The following is a 20,773-nucleotide window of genomic DNA, read 5'->3' as shown; positions in this document are numbered from 1 at the left end:
CAGGTTCAATGGCAGGGCGGTTTTTCGATCAATGGCAGGTGGGCGACCGGATCGAGCACGAAATTCGCCGCACAGTGACCGAGACCGACAATCTGCTGTTTTCGGTCATGACTCACAATCCGCAGCCGCTGCATCTGGACGTGGAAGCGGCCAAAGCGTCCGAATTCGGCCGGATCCTGGTCAATGGCACTTTCACCTTTTCGCTGATGGTCGGCCTGTCGGTGGGCGACACCACGCTGGGCACGCTGGTGGCCAATCTGGGCTATGACAAATTGGTGATGTCCCGCCCGGTGTTCATCGGCGATACCATGCGGGCCAGCAGCGAAGTGACCGAGCTGCGTTCGTCGAAGTCCCGCCCCGATGCGGGCATTGTCACCTTCAGCCACCAGCTCACCAACCAGCGCGACGAAATAGTCTGCCAGTGCCTGCGATCGGCGCTGCTGAAGAAATCTACGGCGTAATTGCGCGCCCGTGGGCTTGATTCCCGCCTATCTGATCCCCGCCTAGTGCCTGCCACAGGATCACCCGTGCGCGCTGCGACTGGCCGCGCGCGATAGCCACGCGCTCGCCCGATGTGTCGGCGTTTCGGCGGGCATCGAGCACTGTCAGGAAATCGGACAATCCGGCGCGGTAGCGGACATCCGCGAGGCGGGCGGAGCGGTCGTTGCTGGCGCGTTCACGCTCCGCGATGGCGAGCGCGCGGTCGGCCGCCTCGACGAGTCCATACCCCGCCTCGGCATCGCCCAGCGCGGTGAACACCGCCCGCCGATAGCTCTGGAAAGCGATGCGCTTGTCGGCCTCCGCAGTATCTATCTCCGCCTCGATCCGGCCAAAATCGAGCAACGGGGCAAGCAGCGAGCCGCCCACCGAGCCGGTCACGGCATCGGAATCGAACAGTCCCCCGATGTCGAACGCCAGCAGCCCGAGGGCAGCGGACAGGTCGAGCCGAGGGAACCGCTGCGCCGCGACTGCATAGAGATCGGCGTCGCTTGCAGCCAGCCGGGCGGCGGCGGCGAGAACATCGGGACGGCCGGTGAGCAGGTCCGAAGGCACGGCGGCAGGCGGCGCAGGCGCAGCGGCGTCCGGCGCGGGCCGTTCCAGCGCTTCGCGCACCAGCGCGGCGGGCTGCGCGGTCAGCGTGACCAACAGGCCGAGCAGGCGCGCACGTTCGGCGGGCAGGGCGGCAATCCGGCTGCGGCTGGCTTCGGCGGCGGCCTCGGCGCGGACCCGGTCGAAACCCGGTGCGATGCCGGACCGTTCGCGGATGTCGGCCAGTGTTACCAGTGTTTCGGCGGCGACTACGTCCTGTTCCAGCGCCGTCTCGCGCGCCGCCAGCGTGCGCCAGTCGATCACCGCACCGGCCACTTCGGCCAGCAGCGCGAGGCGAACCCCGGCGGCATCGGCCCCGGCGGCATCGATCCGGGCAATGGCAGCGCGTTCCTGCGCGCGCAGACGGCCAAACAGATCGGGGTCCCATGCCGCCGTCAACGACGCGCCGTAGCTGACCCGCTCGGTATCGATGGAAACGGAGGACGGGATATTGGTGCTGAACTGCTCGGGATTGATCCGGGTTCCCTGGACCGTGGCAGTAGCGCCGACTTGCGGCATCCGCCCCGCCCCTGCGCGGTCGGACACGGCGCGGGCGCGGTCGATCCGGGCGATGGCCTGCGCCAAGCTCGGCGAACCGGCCAAGGCGAGCTCCGACAGATCGGCAAAGGCCGGATCGCCCCGCGGCAGCAAGGCGGCGACATTGGCCGAAACTCCAGGTTCGGGCGCATAGGCGAATCTGGCCGGCAGCACCGGTGGCGACGTGTCAATCTCTGCGGGCGGGCCTGCCACACAGCCCCCAAGCCCGGCGATCAAGGCCAAGGCGCTGCCCGCGTGCAGGAACCGCACAGGAGCCATCACTGCCCGGCCTTCGCTTTTGCTGCAACAGGCCCGGGTGCGGCCTTGCGGGCGGGGATGAAGGCATCGATTTGCTGGCCGACACGGAACAGCCCGTCTGTCGGAGGCAGTTCATACAACACCTGGACAACCCGCACATCGACCCGTTCGCTGGCGCTGTTGGTCAGCGACCTCTTGGGCACGACAAGCGGTTCCACGCGCACGAATTTCGCCTCCACTTTCCGGTCAGCGGCCCCGCGCGGGTTTACAATGGCCGCCGCCCCCGTTTCCAGCCGGATGGCTTCATCCTCGTCGATATCGACGCGCACAGACAGCGGCCGGGTTTCGCCCATTTCGATATAGGCCTCGGCGTTGCCGCCCTGCGCTCCGCCGGCCTGGACGAATTCGCCCGGGCGGATATTCACCGCAAGGATTTCACCGCCGATGGGCGCGCGAACCGTTAGCCGCGCCAGATCGGTGCGCGCCGAACTTGCCGCTGCCTGCGCTGCTTCAAGCTGGGCACGGGCAACGCTGAGCCGGCTGCGCGCCGCCGCTGCATCGCCTTCCGCGCGGATGACTTCGGCGCGGGACACGGCGGCGGCATCTTCAACCTGCCGGTACAGGGCAAGCTGGCGGCCTGCGGTTTCGCTGGCGCTGACCGCCTCTGCAATGGCTGCCTCTGCCTGGGCGACGGCGGCCCGGCTTTCTTCCAGCCGCGCGCGCTGGGCACGGTCGTCCACCATGAACAGCGGCTGGCCCCTGGTCACATAGTCGCCGGGCCGCACCATGACATCGGTTACCAGGCCCGACAGCGATGTGCCGATGCTGACCAGTTCGCTCGATGGTTCTACCACGCCGGACCCGGCAACCCGCGGCGCATCGGCAAGCGCCCCTGCGGCATGAGCGGGCTTTTCTGCCGGATCGTCCAGCGTCCGGTCAGGCTGGCCGGACAGCATCAGATAGATGGCGACCAGCAAGCCGACGAAGGCCGCGATCGGCAGAATATGCCGCGAAATACTCCAACCCTTTGGCAATAGCGCCATGGTCAATCCTATCCTTCTTGCGGCATTTCGGTGCCGTCATGCGTTATCCGGCCGTCCTCGAGCACGAGGATCCGGTCGGCGAGATCGAAAATGCGGTTGTCGTGGGTGACGATGATGACCGAGCGGCCTTCCGCCACCGCCACTTCGCGCAGCAAGTCCATCACCCGCCGGCCGGACCGCGCATCGAGCGCGGCGGTGGGTTCGTCGCATACCACCAGCCGCGGTTCATGGACCAGAGCGCGGGCTATGGCGACACGCTGCTGCTGTCCGCCCGACAGCTGGCTGGGCAATTTGTCTGCCTGGTCGGCAATGTTGAGCCGGCCCAGCATGATGCGCGCCCGCTCCCGCGCTTCGTCCAGCTTCATCCCGCGCGCGAGCAGCGGGACCGCTGCGTTGGCGGCAGCATCGATGGTCGGGATCAGATTGTACTGCTGGAAAATGAAGCCGATATTCGCCAGCCGGAATTCGACCAACTGGGTATCGGTCAGATCGTAGATGTCCTGTTCGAACACCCGCACGTCGCCTTCTGTCGGCCACAGGATGCCCGCAATGATGGAAATCAGCGTGGTTTTGCCCGACCCCGATTCGCCGACCAGATAGGTCAGCTCGCCCGCCCGGATATCCAGTTCGATATTATGCAGCACGCGAATTGTGTCCTGCCCCGCCTTGAAATCGCGTGAGACATTGCGGACATGGATCGCCGCTTCGGGGCCGCCCGCCCCGGCCGTGATAGTGCCGATCATCGGAATACCGACGCCGGTTCGGTGTTGAGCACGCTGCGCAGGCCGAACCATCCCGACAGGCCGAGAATGAGCACGACGGGGATCAGGCAGATGATCGGAATTTGCCAGGGCGAATAGAACCCCTTGAAATTCGGGCCCGCCTGTTCGAACCAATAAATGAACAATACCGATCCCAGGATGCCGAAAGCATATCCGACCGAACCCACCACGGCGGCCTGCGTCCCGACCATGCCGGCCAGCTTGCGGTTGGTCACCCCGATAGCCTTGAGCGCGCCGAATTGCCGGATGTTGTCGCGAATAAACAGGCTGAAGGTCAGCCCGACAATGGCCACGCCGACAATGAAGCCGAGCATCACGGTGATCCCGAAATTGAACGGAATGCCGGTATTTTCGATCACGAATGCGATCCCGTCATCCGCGAATTGGTCGCGGGTGCGGGCTTTCCATCCCGTCTGACGGGTAATCCGCAGGGCAAGTTCTTCCGGAGTCACTCCGGGCGCGGCGCGTGCTAGGACGAAGCTCATCCGGTTGCGGGTTCCCGGGACAAAACCCAGAGCGCGGGAATAGCGGGTGTAGAGGAATACCTGGCTGGTGAAGGTCGGGGTGGCATCCACCACGCCGCGGATGATTGCCCGCCGGTCGTTCAATTCCAGCCGCTCGCCAACCGGATTGACCCCCCTGCCGAACATCCTTCCCGCGCCAACATCATCGATCAATACCGCGTCGGGTTCGGCCAGGACAGATGCGTCGCCGATCAGCATCTTGTGCGGCAATCCAAGCAGCGTGGTATCATCGACCCCGACAATGGCGACGCCTTCCAGATCGCCGTCGCTGGAACGGACCGCTGCGGAGGAGCGCAAATGCGGGACTGCCCATTCCACCCCCGGCACCGATCTGACTGCCTCCAGCGCTGTGGATGGCATGGCATAATTCACCTCCGGCGTGCGGGTCACCGGGTCCATCACCCACACATCGGCGGTGTATTCATTGTACACGGCATTGGCACCGCGCTGGACCAGATTGACCAGGATGGTCATTTGCTGGCAAATGAGCAGCGTCGAAAAGGCGATACCGAAGATCAGACCGAAGAATTTCTGCCGGTCGCCGGTGAGCATCCGGATTGCAATCCAGTTCATTCACTGCTCCCCGACCCCCGCCGCAACCGGCGCTTGCAACGACACCTTGCACATTGCAGCGTGCTGACCCATTATTGAACGGTCGCGTTTAATTGAACGGAGGCGTTCACTGTGTCAAGTCCAACCCCCACCGGTCTCACGCGCCCGACCAAAGGCGGGGTGGGTCCAGCGCGCGGCGCGAAGGCAATAGGCCGCCCGATCGACACCGGAAAGCACGACGCGATCATCGAGGCGGCGTCCAGAGCGTTCTTCTCGCAAGGCTATTCGCAGGCCTCGATCGAGGGGATTGCAGCCGAGGCCGGGGTGTCCAAGGTCACGGTCTACAACCATTTCGGCGGCAAACCGGAATTGTTCCAGCGGGCGGTGGAGGCGCGCTGCGATTCCATTCGCCAGCGGCTGATCGTCGATGATTGGGACGGGCCGATCGGCGAGCGCCTGCGCGAGTTCGGCCATGCGATGACCGAATTCCTGATGAAGCCCGAGATGATCCAGTTCGAGATCGGGCTGGCCGCGGAAGCTGAGCGGGAGCCCGAATTGGGGGCCAATTTCTTCGCCGCCGGGCCCAAGCGGCTCCACTCCGCGCTCGCCGGATTGCTGGAACGGGCGCGCGACCGGGGCGAATTGCAGTTCGAGGATTCCGAAATGGCCGCAGAGCATCTGGGGGCCATGTTCAAGGGGCTGACCGATCTCCAGCGGCGGATGGGCCTGCCCGCCGATCCGGACCGGACCGCGCGCCGGATCAAATCCGCCGTGGATCTGTTCCTGCGCGCCAACGGCACTGGTAAAGCCGGGTAAACCACGGCCCCGCATCAGGCTTCCCGCATTAGCTTGCCATTCATACAGGCAACCCCATATTACCGGACAAGAAGACCGGCAGGAAAGGACGACCCGTTCAATGAATGACGAAAAGGATCCGCAGGGCCCCAATCCGTGGGTCAAGAGCATGCTGGTCTGGGGCGGCATTTTTATGGCCCTGCTGATGGTCGTGACTATGTTCAACAGCGGCGCGCAGCCCGCTGGCGCCGAAATCGGCTATTCCGATTTCCGCAGCAAGGTCGCCGAAGGCACCGTCGAACGGGTGCAGATTGCGCCCGAAGCGATCACCGGCCAGCTCAAGAACGGCCAGACCTTCACCACCACACCCGTTGCCGGCGATACTCAACTCACCGAATTGCTAGATGAAAAGGGCGTCGAATATGCCGGCGTCGCACCGGAACGCATGAATGTGTTCCTCGTCATCCTGATGCAGGCCCTGCCGTTCATCCTGATCCTGGGGATCGCCTTTTTCGCGATGCGTCAGGTGCAGAAGGGCGGCGGCGGCGGCGCAATGGGCTTCGGCAAATCCAAGGCCAAGATGCTGACCGAGAAACAGGGCCGGGTGACCTTCGAGGATGTCGCCGGGATCGATGAAGCGCGCGAGGAGCTGGAGGAAATCGTCGAGTTTCTCAAGGATCCGCAGCGTTTCTCCAAGCTCGGCGGACAAATTCCCAAGGGCGCATTGCTGGTCGGTTCGCCCGGCACCGGCAAGACCCTGCTGGCCCGCGCCATCGCGGGTGAGGCGGGCGTGCCGTTCTTCACCATTTCGGGTTCGGATTTCGTCGAAATGTTCGTCGGCGTCGGTGCCAGCCGTGTGCGCGACATGTTCGAACAAGCGAAGAAAAACGCGCCCTGCATCGTCTTCATCGACGAAATCGACGCTGTGGGCCGCCACCGCGGATCCGGCCTCGGCAATTCGAACGACGAACGCGAACAGACGCTGAACCAGCTGCTGGTCGAAATGGACGGCTTCGAGGCCAACGAAGGCATCATCATCATCGCGGCGACCAACCGCCCCGATGTGCTCGACCCCGCGCTGCTGCGCCCGGGCCGCTTCGACCGTCAGGTCGTGGTGCCGATCCCCGATATCGAAGGCCGCGAGAAAATTCTTTCCGTCCACATGAAGAAAGTCCCGCTGGCACCCGACGTAAACCCGCGCACGATTGCCCGCGGCACGCCCGGATTTTCCGGTGCCGATCTCGCCAACCTCGTCAACGAAGCCGCGCTGCTGGCTGCGCGCCGCAACAAGCGGCTGGTGGCGATGCAGGAATTCGAGGACGCCAAGGACAAGGTCATGATGGGCACCGAACGGCGATCCATGGTCATGACCGACGATGAAAAGAAGATGACCGCCTATCACGAGGCTGGCCACGCGCTGGTTTCCGTGAACGAGGAAGCATCGGACCCGATCCACAAGGCGACGATCATCCCGCGCGGCCGCGCGCTGGGTATGGTCATGCGCCTGCCGGAACGCGATAATTATTCGTATCACCGCGACAAGATGCACGCCAATCTGGCGGTGTCGATGGGCGGCCGGGTGGCGGAAGAAATTATCTTCGGCCACGACAAGGTATCCTCCGGTGCCTCGTCCGACATCCAGTACGCGACCGATCTGGCGCGTAACATGGTCACCAAATGGGGCATGTCGGACAAGCTCGGCCCGCTGATGTATGAACAGCAGCAGGAAGGCTATCTGGGCATGGGCCAGTCCCAGCGCACGATGGGTTCGGCGGAAACCAACCAGCTGATCGACGCGGAAATCCGCAAGTTGGTGGAAGATGCCCACAAGCGCGCGACCGACATCCTCAGCAAACAGGAAGACAAGCTGCACCTGATCGCGCAGGCGATGCTCGAATACGAGACGCTGACCGGCGAGGAAATCGACCAGCTGATGTCTGACGGCAAGATCGACCGTCCCAGCGAGCCCAAGGGCAAGCCGAATTTCAAGCCGGTACGCGGCTCAGCCATTCCCAAGTCGGGCAAGAAGTTCGGCGGATCGGGCGATACGGCCCCGCAGGGCGCGTAACCGCCAAAGCAAAAGTAGAGAGGGGCGGACCGCAGGGTTCGCCCCTTTTTTGGCCTAGGGTAGCGAAAACGCGGGCGCGACGCTCCCAGACAAGCGCTGACGTTCCAGTTTTGCTTGCGCCCGGCCCACTGACGGCTGGTGACCTAGAGATGTAGAATTCAATGGTCGGGAAAATCGACGATGCCAAGGTTGCTGCAGCTTAGGGCCGGGTTCCACTGTGCATACAAGCCGCTTGGATTATTTTCGAACAGCCAGATGTGAAGGTCGTAATGAGGCATGAAGTTGTGCGCCTCATCCTGCGGTGTCGCAGGATTGTCTGCCATGTAGTTATATTTGCGTCCACGATACATCCGGGGATGATTGTTTTCGGCATCCCAGGCTTCGGCAAAGACCAGCAGTTCTATCCCCGCTAGCTTCACTCCGCCATGTCCGTCGGGAATATAAAGCAAAATGGCAGGAGGATTGACGCCTGTGTAGGTGCCATTGCCGTTCACTCGGCCGTTCACCAGACCGGTAATGCCCAGAAGACGCGGATTTGAGTAGTGAAAGCCCATGGTTCCAAGCGTAGGATGAGCTTCGCAGTGGGACGATCGCACGTACCCTTGGCTCTCGGCGTAAGCGACATCCTTGAACGGTTCTAGCTGCTTTGCCAGTTCCTGCAACGCCTGATCGGGCTGAGTGCGCGGTACCTCGGCAAGCGCGGCAGACGCGGCCAATACACTAGAGAGAGCAAGTGCCTGAAGATACTTTTTCATCGTATTTTCCTTACTGGCTAAGAACGGGGTGCAACCGGGAGGTCGCCGGAGAATTGACCGATAGGGTGAGCCAATATCAGCATGGCACACGCCCCTTTGCTCAGAGTCTAAGCCGACGCTTTGCGCGAATGCCGCATGGAGAATCCCCCCGTTTGACACGCAAGGCGTCGTCAACCGGCATTCTCAATGCTTGTGGTTCAGATTGTAGGCATTGGCCCTTAAGGGACGCCCAATTGCCTTGCTTGCGACTCGTCCGTTCGAGAGTGCCGACTCTTAGCTGCGCCGTTCATTTATAATAAGCAAGTGTCGCCGAGGATCGTGGGGCCCGAGAGCGCCTGCAATTCAATAGTCAGCCCACCTTGGCCGCCAGCTTGCGCTCGATGGCGGTCCATAGCTGCTGCACCCGCGCGGAGACACTGAAACGCAAAAGGCCGCCCCCAAAGGAGCGGCCCATTGGCAAATCAAAGGTCTGGCGGCGCGATCAGCCGTCGTAATCGGACCCGATCGACGTCGAGCGGGTCGGCGCGGATGCGGTGATCCGCAGCGCTTCGGCCGACTGGCTGAGCGAGCCGACTTCATCCGCTTCGTCCTCGTCATCCGGCAGGATTTTCTGCAGGCCGGTGACGACGCTTTCCATCAGATGCTTGGGCCGGACGGTCTGTTCGGCGATCTCGCGCAGGGCGACAACCGGGTTCTTGTCCCGGTCCCGGTCGACGGTCAGTTCCGCGCCGCCGGAAATCTCGCGGGCACGCTGGGCCGCCAGCAAAACCAGGTCGAAACGGTTGGGGATCTTGTCGACACAATCTTCGACGGTAACGCGCGCCATCGGGCACTCCAATTTCTGGGAATATCAGGAAAGCTGGCCAATTAGTCCGGCGGTCCATCGGAGTCAAGGATTTGCGCAGGCCGCCGGAGACCGGTAGAGCGCTTGCTCATGGGCGAAGAGCGATCATCCGGCGAGGGCGTCGCCTATGCCGAATTGCCGCCATTTGCCATCACCGCACAGGGCCAGGAACTAACCTTCTATCCGGCGGGCAAGGACCGGCTGGCCCGGTTGCTGGAGATGATCGGCGGCGCGCGCGAATCGGTTAGGCTGTGTTTCTACATCTTCGCGGTCGACGACGCCGGCCAGCAGGTGCGCGATGCGCTGATCGCGGCGGCGCGGCGCGGGGTTGCGGTGACGCTGATCCTCGACGGATTCGGCGCGGATGCGGATGAGGAATTTCTTCAGCCGCTGCGCGATGCGGGCGGCACATGGCACAAGTTCAGTTCCGGCTGGACGCAGCGCTATCTGATCCGCAACCACCAGAAGATGGTGATCGCTGACGGGACCGCGATGCTCGGCGGGTTCAATATCGCCGACGCTTATTTCGCTCCGCCGGACGTCAACGGCTGGAACGACCTGGCCGTAACCCTGCAGGGCAGCGCCGTGACTCATTTGTCCCGCTGGTTCGACGCGCTGGAACGGTGGAGCGGCGATCCCAAGGCGAAATGGCTCGCCGTCAGCCGGATGATCCGCGAATGGGATCCCGGGCAGGGACCGGTCCAGCTGCTGATCGGCGGCCCGACCCGCACCCCGTCGAGCTGGATGCAGGCAATCCGCAAGGATCTGGCCGGCGGGCGGCGCATGGACATGGTCATGGCCTATTTCTCGCCCGCGAGCCGGATGGCGCGGCGGATCGGCCATCTGGCGCGGCGCGGCAGCGTGCGGCTGGTGATGGCGGGCAAGTCAGACAACAACGCCACCATCGGGGCGGCCCGTTCGATGTACGATTATCTGCTCGGCTGCAGCGCGAAAATCTGGGAATTCACACTCTGCAAACTGCACACCAAGCTGATCGTGATCGACGATGCGGTTTATTTCGGCAGCGCCAATTTCGACATGCGCAGCCTCTATGTGAACCTGGAACTGATGCTGCGGATCGAGGACGCTGCGCTGGCAGACCGGATGCGCACATTCATCGGCTGGCACATCGCCGCGAGCGAGGAAATCACGCCGCAACTGAACAAGCGCCGGGCGACCCTGTTCAACCGCTTCCGCTGGAACCTCGCCTGGTTCCTGGTCGCTGTGGTCGATTACAACGTCAGCCGCCGGTTGAACCTGGGGCTCTAACGGTTTGCGGAACCTGTTTCGCGGCTGAGTCTCAGTCGTATTCGCCGCGCAAATCGTCGTCGGCGAGGTCGGAGAATTTTGTGATCCGCGGTTCGAACCGCATCCGCACCTTGCCGGTGGCGCCGTGGCGCTGCTTGGCCACGATCAGTTCGGCGAGGCCGTAGACCCGTTCCATGTCGGCCATCCACGCAGCATGGGCCTCGTGCGTCTTGGTGTCGTCGCTTTCCACCGGCCGCTTGGGTTCGCGGCTGGCGACGTAGTAATCCTCGCGGAACACGAACCACACCATGTCGGCGTCCTGCTCGATGGAGCCGGATTCGCGCAGGTCCGACAGCATCGGCCGCTTGTCGTCGCGCTGTTCGACTGCCCGGCTGAGCTGGGACAGCGCGATCACCGGCACCTCGATTTCCTTGGCGAGCGTCTTGAGGCCGCGGCTGATCTCCGAAATCTCGTTCACCCGGTTATCGTTCGCGCGGCCCGATCCTTGCAGCAGCTGGAGGTAATCGACCACGATCAGGCCGATGTCGTGCTTGCGCTTCAGCCGCCGCGCGCGAGTGCGCAGGGCCGCGATGGTGAGCGCCGGGGTATCGTCGATATACAGCGGCAATTCCGCGAGCCGCTGGCTGGCGAAGGACAATTGCTGGAAATCGTCGCGACTGATCTTGCCCATCCGCAGCAATTCGGACGAAATTCCCGCCTGTTCCGACAGGATACGCGTTGCCAGCTGGTCGGCGCTCATTTCGAGGCTGAAGAATGCCACCGGCGCGCCCACCGTATCCTCGATCCCGTCCGCCTTGTCGCGCAGATAGCGGTCAGCGCAATTGAACGCGATATTGGTGACCAGCGAGGTCTTGCCCATGCCCGGACGGCCGGCGAGGATGATCAGGTCGGAATCGTGCAGACCCCCGACTTTCTGGTTGATGCTGGAAAGGCCGGTGGTCTTGCCGGAGATATTGCCCCCGGAATTGATCGCCATTTCGATCATGCCGAGCGCCTTGTGCGTCGCCATGCCGAAACTTTCCGCCTCGTTCTGCCCGCTGGCACCCTCCGCCACCTTGAACAGCGCGGCCTCGGCTTCCTCGATCTGCTTCATCGGGGCGACCGAATCCGACGTGTCGAGCGCGCCTTCCACCAGATTGCGCCCGACGCTGACCAATTCGCGCAGCAACGCGAGGTCGTAGATCTGTTCGGCCAGTTCGCGCGGAGCGAGCAGGCCCTGCCCATCCGCGGTCAACCGGGCGAGATAGGTGATCCCGCCCAGTTCCTTCAGCGCATCGTCGGCCTCGAAATAGGGCTTGAGCGTCACCGGCGTCACCACCGCGCTCCGGTCGAGCAGGGTCAGGATCCGTTCGAACACCCGCTGGTGGACAGGTTCGAAGAAATGTTCGGGCCGAATCGGCGAAGGCAGTTCCTCCAGCACCCGGTTGTCGATCAGCACGGCGCCCAGAAACGCGGCTTCCGCCTCGATATTCGCGGGCAGGCTGCGCATCGCAGGGGTCAGGGCATCGGGTCGGGACAGGGTATCGTGATCGGGCATCCGGCTGCTTTGGGCGCGAAGACGTGCCGAGCGCAAGTGCCGGATTGTCGCACCGGCTTGTGGATAGTGGGGATGATTTCGGAAAGCCTTGCACCGCCCCCCGTGCATCTGCGAAAGCGGCGCACGATGCCCGATTACACGATTTCCCACATTGCGCTCGACGAGGACACGATCCTGTGGCGCAGCGCCGATGTGGAGCAGGAACGGCGGGTGGCGATCTTCGACCTGATCGAGGAAAACAGTTTCAAGCCGGTCCGCGCGGCGGCGGCGGGGCACGGCGGCCCCTACCGGCTGACGCTGGCAGTGCGCGATGGGCGGCTGCAACTGACCATCCGCGATGCGGACGATGCCGAACTGGAAACGCTGATCCTTGGTCTTGCGCGGTTCCGCCGCCCGATCCGCGATTATTTCGCGATCTGCGACAGCTATTATCAGGCGATCCGCAAATCGACCGCGGCGGAGATCGAGACGATCGACATGGCGCGGCGCGGGGTTCACAACAACGCGGCGGAATTGCTGCTCGAACGGCTGGATGGCAAGGTCGAAACCGATTTCGCCACCGCCCGTCGGCTGTTCACGCTCATCTGCGTCCTCCACATCAAGGGTTGAACGGACGCATGGCCCGCAAACGCAAGCGATCGCCATGGAAGCTGCGCCTCGCCGCGGCGCTGGCGCTGCTTGCCGCCGCGGTCGGGGGTTATCTGTGGTGGCAGGTCAATCACTGGTTGCCGCCCGAGGAAAGCTATCCCGATCAAGGCGTGGTCGCCGGGGCGCGCGACGGGGTGATCAATTTCCGCACGGTCCGCGCGCTGGGCGGTAGCTTCGCCTATCTGGACGCCAGCGATGGGGAGAGCGGACAGGACGCGCGGTTCAGCCGCAATTTCGCCGCCGGGCTCGAAGCGAACCTTCAGGTTGGCGCAGTCCACGCCTTCGATCCCTGCGCCATGGCGGACGGGCAATCGGCCAATTTCGTCACCATGGTCCCGCGTGACAGCACCCTGCTGCCCCCCGCGATCGAGCTGCGCAAGACCGCCGACGCCTGCGAGCAGAGGGTCAGCGACGCGGCGGTGGAAAGCGAGCTGATGACGCTGATCAACCAGATCGAAAACCATTCGGGCAAGGCCGCGATCCTCAAGATCGATCCCGAATTCGAAGCGCGTTACGGCCTCGCCAGCCAATTCGAACGCAATCTGTGGCTCACCCGTACGTGGATCGAACCGGACTACGCCGGTCGGCCGTGGCTGCTTTGGACTGCCAACGAGGCCTTGCGCAGCGAAGCCAGCGAGGATCCGGTTCGCTGGGTGGTGGTTCAGCCCTAGGCCGTTCGGCCCTGGATTGCCGCGTCGCTGCGCTCCTCGCAATGACGAAGTTTCGGGTCTTCGTCATTGCGAGCGTAGCGAAGCAATCCAGGGTCCGGCCATTGCGCTCTCGCCACAACCGGAAATCGAGGATATGCCCAGACCATGACCGACCACGATCTGATCGCCGCTGCCCGCGCCGCTGCGGAGCAATCCTATTCGCCCTACTCCGGCTTTGCTGTCGGGGCCGCGCTGCGGTTTGCCGATGGCAGCGTGGTGACCGGGACCAATATCGAGAACGCCAGCTACGGCATGGCGCTGTGCGCGGAAACGGTCGCGGTGGCGAAGGCGATGGCGGAGGGCGCGCGCGGCGGACTTGTTGCGGTCGCTGTCACCGGGCCGGAGGACAAGGGTGGGGGCGATCCGATCACCCCCTGCGGGCGGTGCCGCCAGGTGCTGCACGAACTCGCCGCGCTTGGGGGAACCGATCCCGACATTCTGTGCGTCGGCCCGGGGGAGGTACGGCGGGTCAAGCTGTCCGCACTGCTGCCTGCGGCCTTTGGTCCGTCAAATCTGATGTAGCGGAGGCTGATGTCCCGTCCCTCGGTCGGCACAACGAACCAAATAGGTTCGACTCCGTGCAGTTTCTAACCAAGATAGGCCTGTCTCAGTGGGGGAGCAATCCGCCGACAGCGTCGAGCAAGGGCTTCATCGACACCGGCTTGGCGAGATAGCCGCTGGCCCCGGCGGAGCGGACTTTCTGTTCCTCGCCCTTGCCGACATAGCCGGTTACCGCAAGCACCGGAATGCTGCGCAGTTTCTCGCTCGATTTCAACAGCTTGATGATATCGATTCCGGACACATACGGCAAATGGATGTCGAGCACGATCAGGTCCGGGCCGAATTGTTCGGCCTCCCTCAGCGTCAGCCGCTCGTCGGTGACTTCCTCGACATCATAGCCGCCCTCGCGCAGGACGGCGCAGAACATCATGCGGTTCAGGAAATCGTCTTCTATAACGAGCACACGTTTGCCCATAATCTTTCCGATCGAGGAGTTTACTCAGGACTGACGCCGAATGCGGAAATCCGCTATCGATCGGCCAAGCCTTGGAACGTGTTGGTTTGAGACTTGTTCCCCGCGCCGTCAGCCCTCCAGCCACTCTGCCAGGGCGGCGAGGCAATCGCGGGCGAGCAGTTTGCACCGTTCCGGGCTCCATCCCTGTGCCTGGTCGCGCAGATTGCAATTGTCCTTGAAGGGCATTTCCAAAGTCATCGAACAGCAGCCGAAGCGCTGGGCGAGCTGGGTGGTCGACATGGTCAGCTTGGCCTTGCCCGGCGCGGTAATGCCATAACCGAGCACGGTCTGGAAGTCTGGCGTACGCCGGTCGAGAATTGCCTGATAGCGCAGATAGTCGGCCTGTTGCCGGTCCTTCAGTCCCGAGATGCCTTCGAATCCGGCCAGGAAAGCTGCGGGAATGGCCTCGTCGCCGTGCACATCGATTGAAAAATCCACCCCGCTCTCGTCCATCGCGTTGCGGATGCATAGGACTTCGGGCGATTTTTCTGCGCTGGGCTTGTCCCATTCGCGGTTGAGATTAACGCCCACCGCGTTGGTCCGCAGATGGCCGCGGCGCGATCCATCGGGATTGCAATTGGGCACGATGTGAAGACGGCATTTCCGGCGCAATATCCGGCCAACCGGGTCGGCGGGATCGGTGAGGCATTCCAGCGCGCCTTCCATCCACCATTCGGCCTGGGTCTCGCCGGGATGCTGGCGGGCATACAGCCACACTTCCTTTTTGCCTTCGCCCATTTCCAGGCAATCGATCGGCTGCCCGTCCAGCGTGGTGCCGAGACGGCGATAGGAAACACCTTCGCACTGGGCCGATTCGGCTATGAGATCGTGGTGCCGTTCCATCGAATAGGGGGCGAAATAGGCGAAGTATGCGATGTCGCTGCCGGATGCATAGCTGATCGTCAGTGTGCCGCCGTCCTCGTTCACATCGAAGGTCGAACGGGCGCGGCCCCAATAGGCGCGGTCTTCCGAGACGCAGGCGTCGTAATCGATCCAGCCGCCGGGATAGGCCGACGTGTTCAGATCGGTGATTTTCAGTTCCAGCTCCCGGCCCGCAGCGCCGCTGACCCGGAAATGGAACCATTGCTTGAAATCCGACATATGGTCCTTGCGCAGCGCCAGCCTGGCGCTCGCGCCCTCGGTGGACAGGACCAGAATATTGCCGCTGTCGAAAGCGCAGTCGATCTGGATATCGCTCACTTGGCGCTCACCTTCACTTCGACGGTCTCACCGCTGTTGCCGGGAAATTCGCGGAATAGCGCATCGGCGATCGCAGCCGCATTGGCGTCCGCTGCGGCAAGCGGCGATTCGGTTCCGACGGAGAAATTGGCGCGGCCTTCCCACAAGGCCTTGCCGCTGGCAGCGTCGCGGATACTCACCGCCATCCGGGTGCCGATTTCCTGCGCCGATTTATTGCCGCCGAGGTTGATGCCTACCCCCAGGCCGACGCCCGAACCGTAGCTGCCGGTGCTGCCGCCGACCCCGACCGATACCGGGCCCTCCTTGGGCTGCGGTTCCGACACGAAGCGTTCAAGGCTGACCTGCGCGATATGCGCAGCCTGTTCGCGCGATGTCTCGCGGTAACCCAGCTCTGCCAGCTCGCGGGCGACCGCGTCCTTATATGGTGCAAGTTCCAGCGACCCGACATCCGTGTCCGGCGCGGACTCGACGAAGACAGTGGTCCGGCCTAGCTGCGCGGTGGTATCCGGCTGGTGGAAGCGGGTCACTTCGACCGGGCCCACCGGCGTTGTCGTGCAGGCTGACAGACCGGCAGCGGCTATGGCCGCCAGCGCAATTCGGGAAATTCGCATGTCTCGTTCCAATCGTGAAGGGGCGTTAGCGGCGCCGCCAATGCTTATCAACCTAGCCAAGCGGACCATGAAGCGCCAGAGGACTGACGCTTGACGAATCGTCCGCCCGAATGTCAGTCGGGACAGTAAGTTGGTAGATATGAACACAGTATCAAGCAGTGATCACAAGTCGGCGGTGCTGGTAACCGGCGGGGCCGGCTATATCGGCAGCCATGCGGTGCTAGCGCTGATCGATGCCGGATGGCGGGTTGCGGTGATCGACAATCTTGCGACCGGTTTCCGCTTTGCCGTGCCCGAAAATGTGCCCCTGTACGAAGGCGATATCGAGGACGGCGCATTGCTGGCGCGGATTTTCAAGGAATGCGGGATCGGGGCGATCATGCATTTCGCGGGCTCTGTGGTGGTGCCCGAATCGGTCGAGAACCCGCTCAAATATTATCACAACAATACGGCGAAGAGCCGGGCACTGATCGATGCGGCGGTGAAAGCGGGCGTGCCGCATTTCATCTTTAGTTCCACCGCCGCGACTTACGGGGTGCCGGAAATCTCCCCGGTGCAGGAGGATTCGCGCCAGGTGCCGATCAACCCCTATGGCTGGTCGAAGCTGATGACCGAACAGATGCTGACCGACGTGGCAGCGGCGCATCCTATGAATTTTTGCGCGCTGCGCTATTTCAACGTCGCGGGTGCCGACCCGCAGGGGCGCAGCGGTCAATCGACTGCCGGGGCGACCCATCTGATCAAGGTCGCTGTGGAGGCCGCGCTGGGCAAACGCGACAAGGTCGCCGTGTTCGGGACCGATTACGACACGCCCGACGGCACCGGGGTGCGCGATTATATCCATGTCACCGATCTGGCGGCGGCGCATGTGCTGGCGCTGGAGGCGTTGATCCAGCAGCCGGGCCGTTCGCTGAAAATGAACTGCGGATACGGCCGCGGCTTTTCGGTGCTGGAAGTGCTCGACGCGGTCGACCGGGTGACCAACCGCAAGCTGGAACGCGACATGCAGCCGCGCCGAGCAGGCGATCCGGGGTCGCTGATTTCCGATCCCTCGCGCATCCAGGCCACCCTGCCGTGGCAGCCGCGGCATGACGCGCTGGACGAGATTATCGCTCATGCCTTGCAGTGGGAACGCAATCTGGATACCATCATCCGCGACTGATCCTGCGGAAAATTCCGCGTCGCGAGATGGCGGGCGGCGAATCTGTTGACTTCACCGCGCCGCGCCCTTATCTGCGCGGCTTGAATTTCCGGCATCGGGGTCGAACTCCGGTGCTTATTTTTTGGAACCCGGCCCATGAAAATCCGCAACAGCCTCAAGTCGCTGAAGAACCGTCACCGCGATTGCCGCGTCATCCGCCGCCGCGGCCGGACCTATGTGATCAACAAGACCAACCGCCGCTTCAAGGCCCGCCAGGGCTAAGCTACCGGTATTGCCGGTCCCGCCACGGGGCCGGAGGTCTCGAATCGGCCCGCCTCCGGACAGGAGCGCGGGCCGTTCGCGTCTCTGCGGCCCCATATCTGCGGCCGGATGGACGATGGAAGAAGGACGAAGTGCATGGTGGAAGCGGTTGTGTTCGATGTCGGGCGGGTCATCGTCCAGTGGGATATGCGCAGCCTGTTTGCCAAGCTGATCGGCGATCCGGCGCAGCTCGACTGGTTCCTCGCCAATGTGGTGACGGAGGAATGGCACTTCCAGCACGATGCCGGGCGCCCGCTGTCGGACATGGTCCCGGAACGCAAGGCGCAGTTTCCCGAATACGCGGCCCTGATCGATGCCTATGCGAAGCGGTTCCTCGAGACGATCCCCGGACCGGTGCCGGGAACCGCCGCGCTGATCCGCGAACTGCATGATGCCGGCACACCGCTGTATGCGATTACCAATTTCGGGGCGGAATTCTGGGACATGTTCAGGCCTACCTGCGCGGAACTTTCCTGCATGAAAGACATCGTGGTGTCAGGCCGCGAACGTATTGCGAAACCCGATCCGGCGATATTCCGGCTGGCGGCAGACCGGTTCGGCCACAGTCCGGAGAATATGCTGTTCATCGATGACAACGCCGCGAACATCACAGTGGCCGCTGCTGAGGGATGGCAGGTCCACCACTTCCGCGATGCGCCGATGCTGGCAGACGAATTGCGCGGACGCGGCCTGATCGCGTAATTGGCACGGGAAAAGGGCCCCCGGCACGAATGCCGGAGGCCCAGAAGATCCCGCCCCAGGATGGGTGGAGGACGGGATATTGGCCCGTGATTACTTGCCGTTGCAGGTGGCCAGTTCGGCCGCTTCGAGAGCCTTTTCACCGGCAGTGAAGCTGGTGACTTCGCCTATTTCGCGCGCCACGCGCTTGCACAGGTTGACGGGGCGGGCCGAGGCCTTCGCGGCGAGGCAGGTGCTGCCCGCACACTGCCACACCACGCCGCCGATGATGGCGGTCGCTTCGGCGGCCGGCGCGGCGAATTGCGCTGTGTAATAGGGGGTGGCAGCGCGGGCCTGGGTTTCGACCGGAGTGATGGCAGCACCGAATGTCAGGCTGGTCCATACCAGCGCAAGGGTTACGGCACTGAACGAGCGGAATTTGGGGAGGGAGAGGGTCATGTCGCGGTTCCTTTGATCGTATTGCATGATGCGCTGGCTGCCGATTTCTTTCCGAGTCGAAAACCAGTTGCGAATCACTACCTACTAAATTACATTGCAAGTTGCAACTAAAAACTTAGTTTCGGTTTTGTGACAGCAGAAAAACGCGCTAACGCTACGGCGAGAGGGATTTTATGGGCGAACTACGCGAGCCATTGAAGGAACTGACAGTCTGCGGGCTGCCCGAAGCGCTGGAAACCATGGGCGAGCGGTGGTCCTTCATGATCCTGCGCGCCTCGTTCAACGGGCTCCATCATTTCGAGGAATTTCTCGGGGAACTCGGCATTGCCCGAAACATTCTGTCGAATCGCCTCGCCAAGCTTGTCGATCACGGCATCCTCGATCGGGAGCCCTGCCCGGATGATCGCCGCCGGATCGAATACCGCCTGACGGAAAAGGGCCTCGACCTGCTGCCCGCAATGCTGGCGCTGCGCCAATGGGGTCAGAAATATGGCTCCGAGATGGAGGAGAATCCGGTGCTGGTCGATGCGCGGGACCGCCTGCCGATCGGGCCGGTGTCCATCCTGGCGCATGATGGCCGGATCCTGGAATATATGGATCTGCATCTCCAGGCGCGGGACAAGGTCGGAATTCGCTCGGACGGTACGCGTGCGGAAGAGGCCCGCGATGCCTGCGCCCCCGGCAGTCTCGCTCGGGTGGACAGCGCCTCCTCGAAACCGCGCAGGATGGCCGCAAAGGGCTGAACGGTTCCGCGGGTTACTGCCGGATCTGAGTGTAATCGATCCGGATCCGCACCCATTCCCCCACCTGGGACCGGCCCCCGACCCGTGGCGGCCGTACGCGAAACTGCCATGCCGCCGCCAGCACCGCGCGCCCTATTTGCGATCCGCGCGGAAATTCGGCTTCCAGTACACAGTCCTCGACCCGGAAATCCGGCACAGTCCGGCAGTTGATCAGCCCCCAACCGGGACCACTGGCAGTCGAGAGATATCCGCGCAGCTCGTCCCGATAGGGTTCGCGGTACCACGCGGCGGCATATAGCGGCTCGCCATTAGGGCCGCTGCCGCTGACCCGTTCGCTGTCGCCCGGAAAGCCCCGGTCAGGCGGGCCCACCGGACCCGGCTTCTTCCCGCTGATGTCCGCCCGCGCCATCTGGTCGCGTGACAGCGGGATCAGGGCGGGCGCTCTGGGGGCCGGGGCGACTTCGGCTGGCGGTGGTTCCACGGGCGGCGCCGGCTGGTCGGGCGGCGCGGGCTGCGGCAAGGCCGAAGGCCTTGTCTCGGTAAACTCAGGCTGCTCGGTTTCGGCCGGACTCGGATCTTCCTCCGCGTCGGGCTGGGCGTCGAAACTGACCATCGACATCGGGACAGGCTCTTCGCGCAAAACCCCGCTGCCCAGCGTCAGCAACGCCAGAATCAGCAGGATTTCGAGCGTAATTGCAGCGATCAGCCCAATGGCCTTACGCTTGCGCTCCGGATCGACCCGGGACCAACCGAACACGCGCGGCGCATCGGACGGCGACCCGTCGGCGGTACGAAATATGGGGAACAGGGGGCCTGGACGCATGGGGATTTCGCGGTAGAGCCGCAGCCTGCGCAAATCAAACAGAAGCAGTCGGCCCTGCTGCAGAACTACGCCCGCGGCGGCAACCGCCGGTAACTGAGCGCTTCGGCGATATGGATCCGGCCGACTTCCGCTGTCCCTGCCAGATCGGCAATGGTGCGCGCGACGCGCAGCATTCTTGTGTAACCGCGCGCGGACAGGCGCATGGCTTCGGCCGCCTGCATCAGCAATTTGCGCCCCGATTCGTCCGGCGTGGCGAAAGTTTCGAGGCCTTCGCCATCCAGTTCCGCGTTGGTCCGGGCACCGGTCTGCTCGCTGCGGCTGCTCTGGATGGCGCGGGCGGCTGCGACCCGCGCGCGCACCTCGTCGCTGCC

At 63.4% G+C, this 20,773-nt stretch carries 22 protein-coding genes and 2 pseudogenes; 11 read left to right on the top strand and 13 right to left on the bottom strand.

Annotation, left to right across the window (positions count from 1 at the left end; all coding sequences use genetic code 11):
• Nucleotides 1-8: 8 nt before the first annotated feature.
• Complete coding sequence (locus U0988_RS03470; RefSeq protein WP_322291254.1) at nt 9-461, top strand: MaoC family dehydratase; 453 nt, start codon at nt 9-11, stop codon at nt 459-461.
• Here U0988_RS03470 and U0988_RS03465 read toward each other — a convergent pair.
• The 4 genes from U0988_RS03465 to U0988_RS03450 form a co-directional block, all read right to left on the bottom strand.
• Nucleotides 451-1,800, bottom strand: a complete 1,350-nt coding sequence (locus U0988_RS03465; protein ID WP_322291253.1) for an efflux transporter outer membrane subunit — start codon at nt 1,798-1,800, stop codon at nt 451-453. The two genes, U0988_RS03470 and U0988_RS03465, sit on opposite strands and share 11 nt — an antisense overlap.
• Before the next feature lie 104 nt (nt 1,801-1,904).
• The gene (locus U0988_RS03460; RefSeq protein ID WP_322291252.1) at nt 1,905-2,927 is read right to left on the bottom strand and encodes an efflux RND transporter periplasmic adaptor subunit; all 1,023 of its coding nucleotides are present in this window, start codon (nt 2,925-2,927) and stop codon (nt 1,905-1,907) included.
• 8 nt (nt 2,928-2,935) lie between these two features.
• Complete coding sequence (locus tag U0988_RS03455) at nt 2,936-3,670, bottom strand: ABC transporter ATP-binding protein (RefSeq protein WP_322291251.1); 735 nt, start codon at nt 3,668-3,670, stop codon at nt 2,936-2,938.
• Nucleotides 3,667-4,806, bottom strand: coding sequence for an ABC transporter permease (locus tag U0988_RS03450; RefSeq protein ID WP_322291250.1), 1,140 nt, complete (start codon nt 4,804-4,806; stop codon nt 3,667-3,669). The genes U0988_RS03455 and U0988_RS03450 overlap by 4 nt, the downstream gene beginning before the upstream one ends.
• A 111-nt stretch (nt 4,807-4,917) precedes the next feature.
• Here U0988_RS03450 and U0988_RS03445 point away from each other — a divergent pair, with 111 nt between their 5' ends.
• On the top strand, nt 4,918-5,601 hold the full coding sequence (locus U0988_RS03445) for a TetR/AcrR family transcriptional regulator (RefSeq protein WP_322291249.1): 684 nt from the start codon (nt 4,918-4,920) through the stop codon (nt 5,599-5,601).
• 100 nt (nt 5,602-5,701) lie between these two features.
• Nucleotides 5,702-7,648, top strand: a complete 1,947-nt coding sequence (gene ftsH, locus U0988_RS03440) for an ATP-dependent zinc metalloprotease FtsH (RefSeq protein ID WP_322291248.1) — start codon at nt 5,702-5,704, stop codon at nt 7,646-7,648.
• 158 nt (nt 7,649-7,806) lie between these two features.
• On the opposite strand, the gene U0988_RS03435 is transcribed toward ftsH, so the two are convergent.
• Both U0988_RS03435 and rpoZ read right to left on the bottom strand, forming a co-directional pair.
• Nucleotides 7,807-8,403: a hypothetical protein gene (locus tag U0988_RS03435; RefSeq protein WP_322291247.1), complete on the bottom strand. Its 597-nt coding sequence runs from the start codon at nt 8,401-8,403 to the stop codon at nt 7,807-7,809.
• Between the two features lie 481 nt (nt 8,404-8,884).
• Nucleotides 8,885-9,229 (bottom strand): DNA-directed RNA polymerase subunit omega, encoded by a 345-nt coding sequence (rpoZ, locus tag U0988_RS03430; protein WP_322291246.1) that lies wholly within the window; start codon nt 9,227-9,229, stop codon nt 8,885-8,887.
• Nucleotides 9,230-9,337: 108 nt separating this feature from the next.
• Between rpoZ and U0988_RS03425 the strand changes: the two genes are divergently transcribed.
• On the top strand, nt 9,338-10,516 hold the full coding sequence (locus U0988_RS03425) for a phosphatidylserine/phosphatidylglycerophosphate/cardiolipin synthase family protein (RefSeq protein WP_322291245.1): 1,179 nt from the start codon (nt 9,338-9,340) through the stop codon (nt 10,514-10,516).
• 31 nt (nt 10,517-10,547) lie between these two features.
• Here U0988_RS03425 and U0988_RS03420 read toward each other — a convergent pair whose 3' ends face one another.
• Nucleotides 10,548-12,053: a replicative DNA helicase gene (locus U0988_RS03420; RefSeq protein WP_322291244.1), complete on the bottom strand. Its 1,506-nt coding sequence runs from the start codon at nt 12,051-12,053 to the stop codon at nt 10,548-10,550.
• Nucleotides 12,054-12,179: 126 nt separating this feature from the next.
• Between U0988_RS03420 and U0988_RS03415 the strand changes: the two genes are divergently transcribed.
• From U0988_RS03415 to U0988_RS03405, 3 genes and pseudogenes are all read left to right on the top strand, one after another.
• Nucleotides 12,180-12,662, top strand: a complete 483-nt coding sequence (locus U0988_RS03415) for a UPF0262 family protein (protein ID WP_322291243.1) — start codon at nt 12,180-12,182, stop codon at nt 12,660-12,662.
• Nucleotides 12,663-12,670: 8 nt separating this feature from the next.
• Nucleotides 12,671-13,372: a glycoside hydrolase family 25 protein gene (locus U0988_RS03410; protein ID WP_322291242.1), complete on the top strand. Its 702-nt coding sequence runs from the start codon at nt 12,671-12,673 to the stop codon at nt 13,370-13,372.
• A 141-nt stretch (nt 13,373-13,513) separates the two neighbouring features.
• Nucleotides 13,514-13,933: pseudogene (locus tag U0988_RS03405) on the top strand (cytidine deaminase); the annotation flags it as partial.
• A gap of 85 nt (nt 13,934-14,018) precedes the next feature.
• On the opposite strand, the gene U0988_RS03400 reads toward U0988_RS03405, so the two are convergent.
• From U0988_RS03400 to U0988_RS03390, 3 genes are all read right to left on the bottom strand, one after another.
• Nucleotides 14,019-14,387: a response regulator gene (locus tag U0988_RS03400; RefSeq protein ID WP_322291241.1), complete on the bottom strand. Its 369-nt coding sequence runs from the start codon at nt 14,385-14,387 to the stop codon at nt 14,019-14,021.
• 108 nt (nt 14,388-14,495) lie between these two features.
• Nucleotides 14,496-15,626, bottom strand: coding sequence for a M14-type cytosolic carboxypeptidase (locus U0988_RS03395; protein WP_322291240.1), 1,131 nt, complete (start codon nt 15,624-15,626; stop codon nt 14,496-14,498).
• Nucleotides 15,623-16,237, bottom strand: a complete 615-nt coding sequence (locus U0988_RS03390) for a DUF4136 domain-containing protein (protein ID WP_322291239.1) — start codon at nt 16,235-16,237, stop codon at nt 15,623-15,625. The genes U0988_RS03395 and U0988_RS03390 overlap by 4 nt, the downstream gene beginning before the upstream one ends.
• A gap of 139 nt (nt 16,238-16,376) precedes the next feature.
• Between U0988_RS03390 and galE the strand changes: the two genes are divergently transcribed.
• From galE to U0988_RS03375, 3 genes are all read left to right on the top strand, one after another.
• Nucleotides 16,377-17,399 carry a UDP-glucose 4-epimerase GalE gene (gene galE, locus U0988_RS03385; RefSeq protein ID WP_322291238.1) on the top strand — a complete coding sequence of 341 codons (1,023 nt, stop codon included), beginning with the start codon at nt 16,377-16,379 and terminating at the stop codon, nt 17,397-17,399.
• Nucleotides 17,400-17,534: 135 nt separating this feature from the next.
• Nucleotides 17,535-17,660: a type B 50S ribosomal protein L36 gene (ykgO, locus tag U0988_RS03380; RefSeq protein ID WP_007165381.1), complete on the top strand. Its 126-nt coding sequence runs from the start codon at nt 17,535-17,537 to the stop codon at nt 17,658-17,660.
• 135 nt (nt 17,661-17,795) lie between these two features.
• A complete protein-coding gene (locus U0988_RS03375; RefSeq protein WP_322291237.1) occupies nt 17,796-18,401 on the top strand; it encodes an HAD family phosphatase in 606 nt (201 codons plus the stop codon).
• A 90-nt stretch (nt 18,402-18,491) separates the two neighbouring features.
• On the opposite strand, the gene U0988_RS03370 is transcribed toward U0988_RS03375, so the two are convergent.
• The gene (locus U0988_RS03370; protein WP_322291236.1) at nt 18,492-18,836 is read right to left on the bottom strand and encodes a CC_3452 family protein; all 345 of its coding nucleotides are present in this window, start codon (nt 18,834-18,836) and stop codon (nt 18,492-18,494) included.
• A 173-nt stretch (nt 18,837-19,009) separates the two neighbouring features.
• Here U0988_RS03370 and U0988_RS03365 point away from each other — a divergent pair, with 173 nt between their 5' ends.
• Nucleotides 19,010-19,579 (top strand): helix-turn-helix domain-containing protein, encoded by a 570-nt coding sequence (locus U0988_RS03365; protein WP_322291235.1) that lies wholly within the window; start codon nt 19,010-19,012, stop codon nt 19,577-19,579.
• Between the two features lie 13 nt (nt 19,580-19,592).
• Here the strand turns inward: U0988_RS03365 and U0988_RS03360 are convergent, their stop codons facing one another.
• Together U0988_RS03360 and U0988_RS03355 are read right to left on the bottom strand one after the other, a co-directional pair.
• Entirely contained in the window at nt 19,593-20,402 is an 810-nt protein-coding gene (locus U0988_RS03360) for a hypothetical protein (protein WP_322291234.1), read from the bottom strand.
• A gap of 65 nt (nt 20,403-20,467) precedes the next feature.
• Nucleotides 20,468-20,773, bottom strand: a pseudogene (locus U0988_RS03355) (ATP-binding protein); the annotation flags it as partial.

Origin of the sequence: Allopontixanthobacter sp., from assembly GCF_034376665.1 — a bacterium.
Classification (GTDB): Bacteria; Pseudomonadota; Alphaproteobacteria; order Sphingomonadales; family Sphingomonadaceae; genus Allopontixanthobacter.
This window is presented reverse-complemented; position numbering and strand designations above follow the sequence as displayed.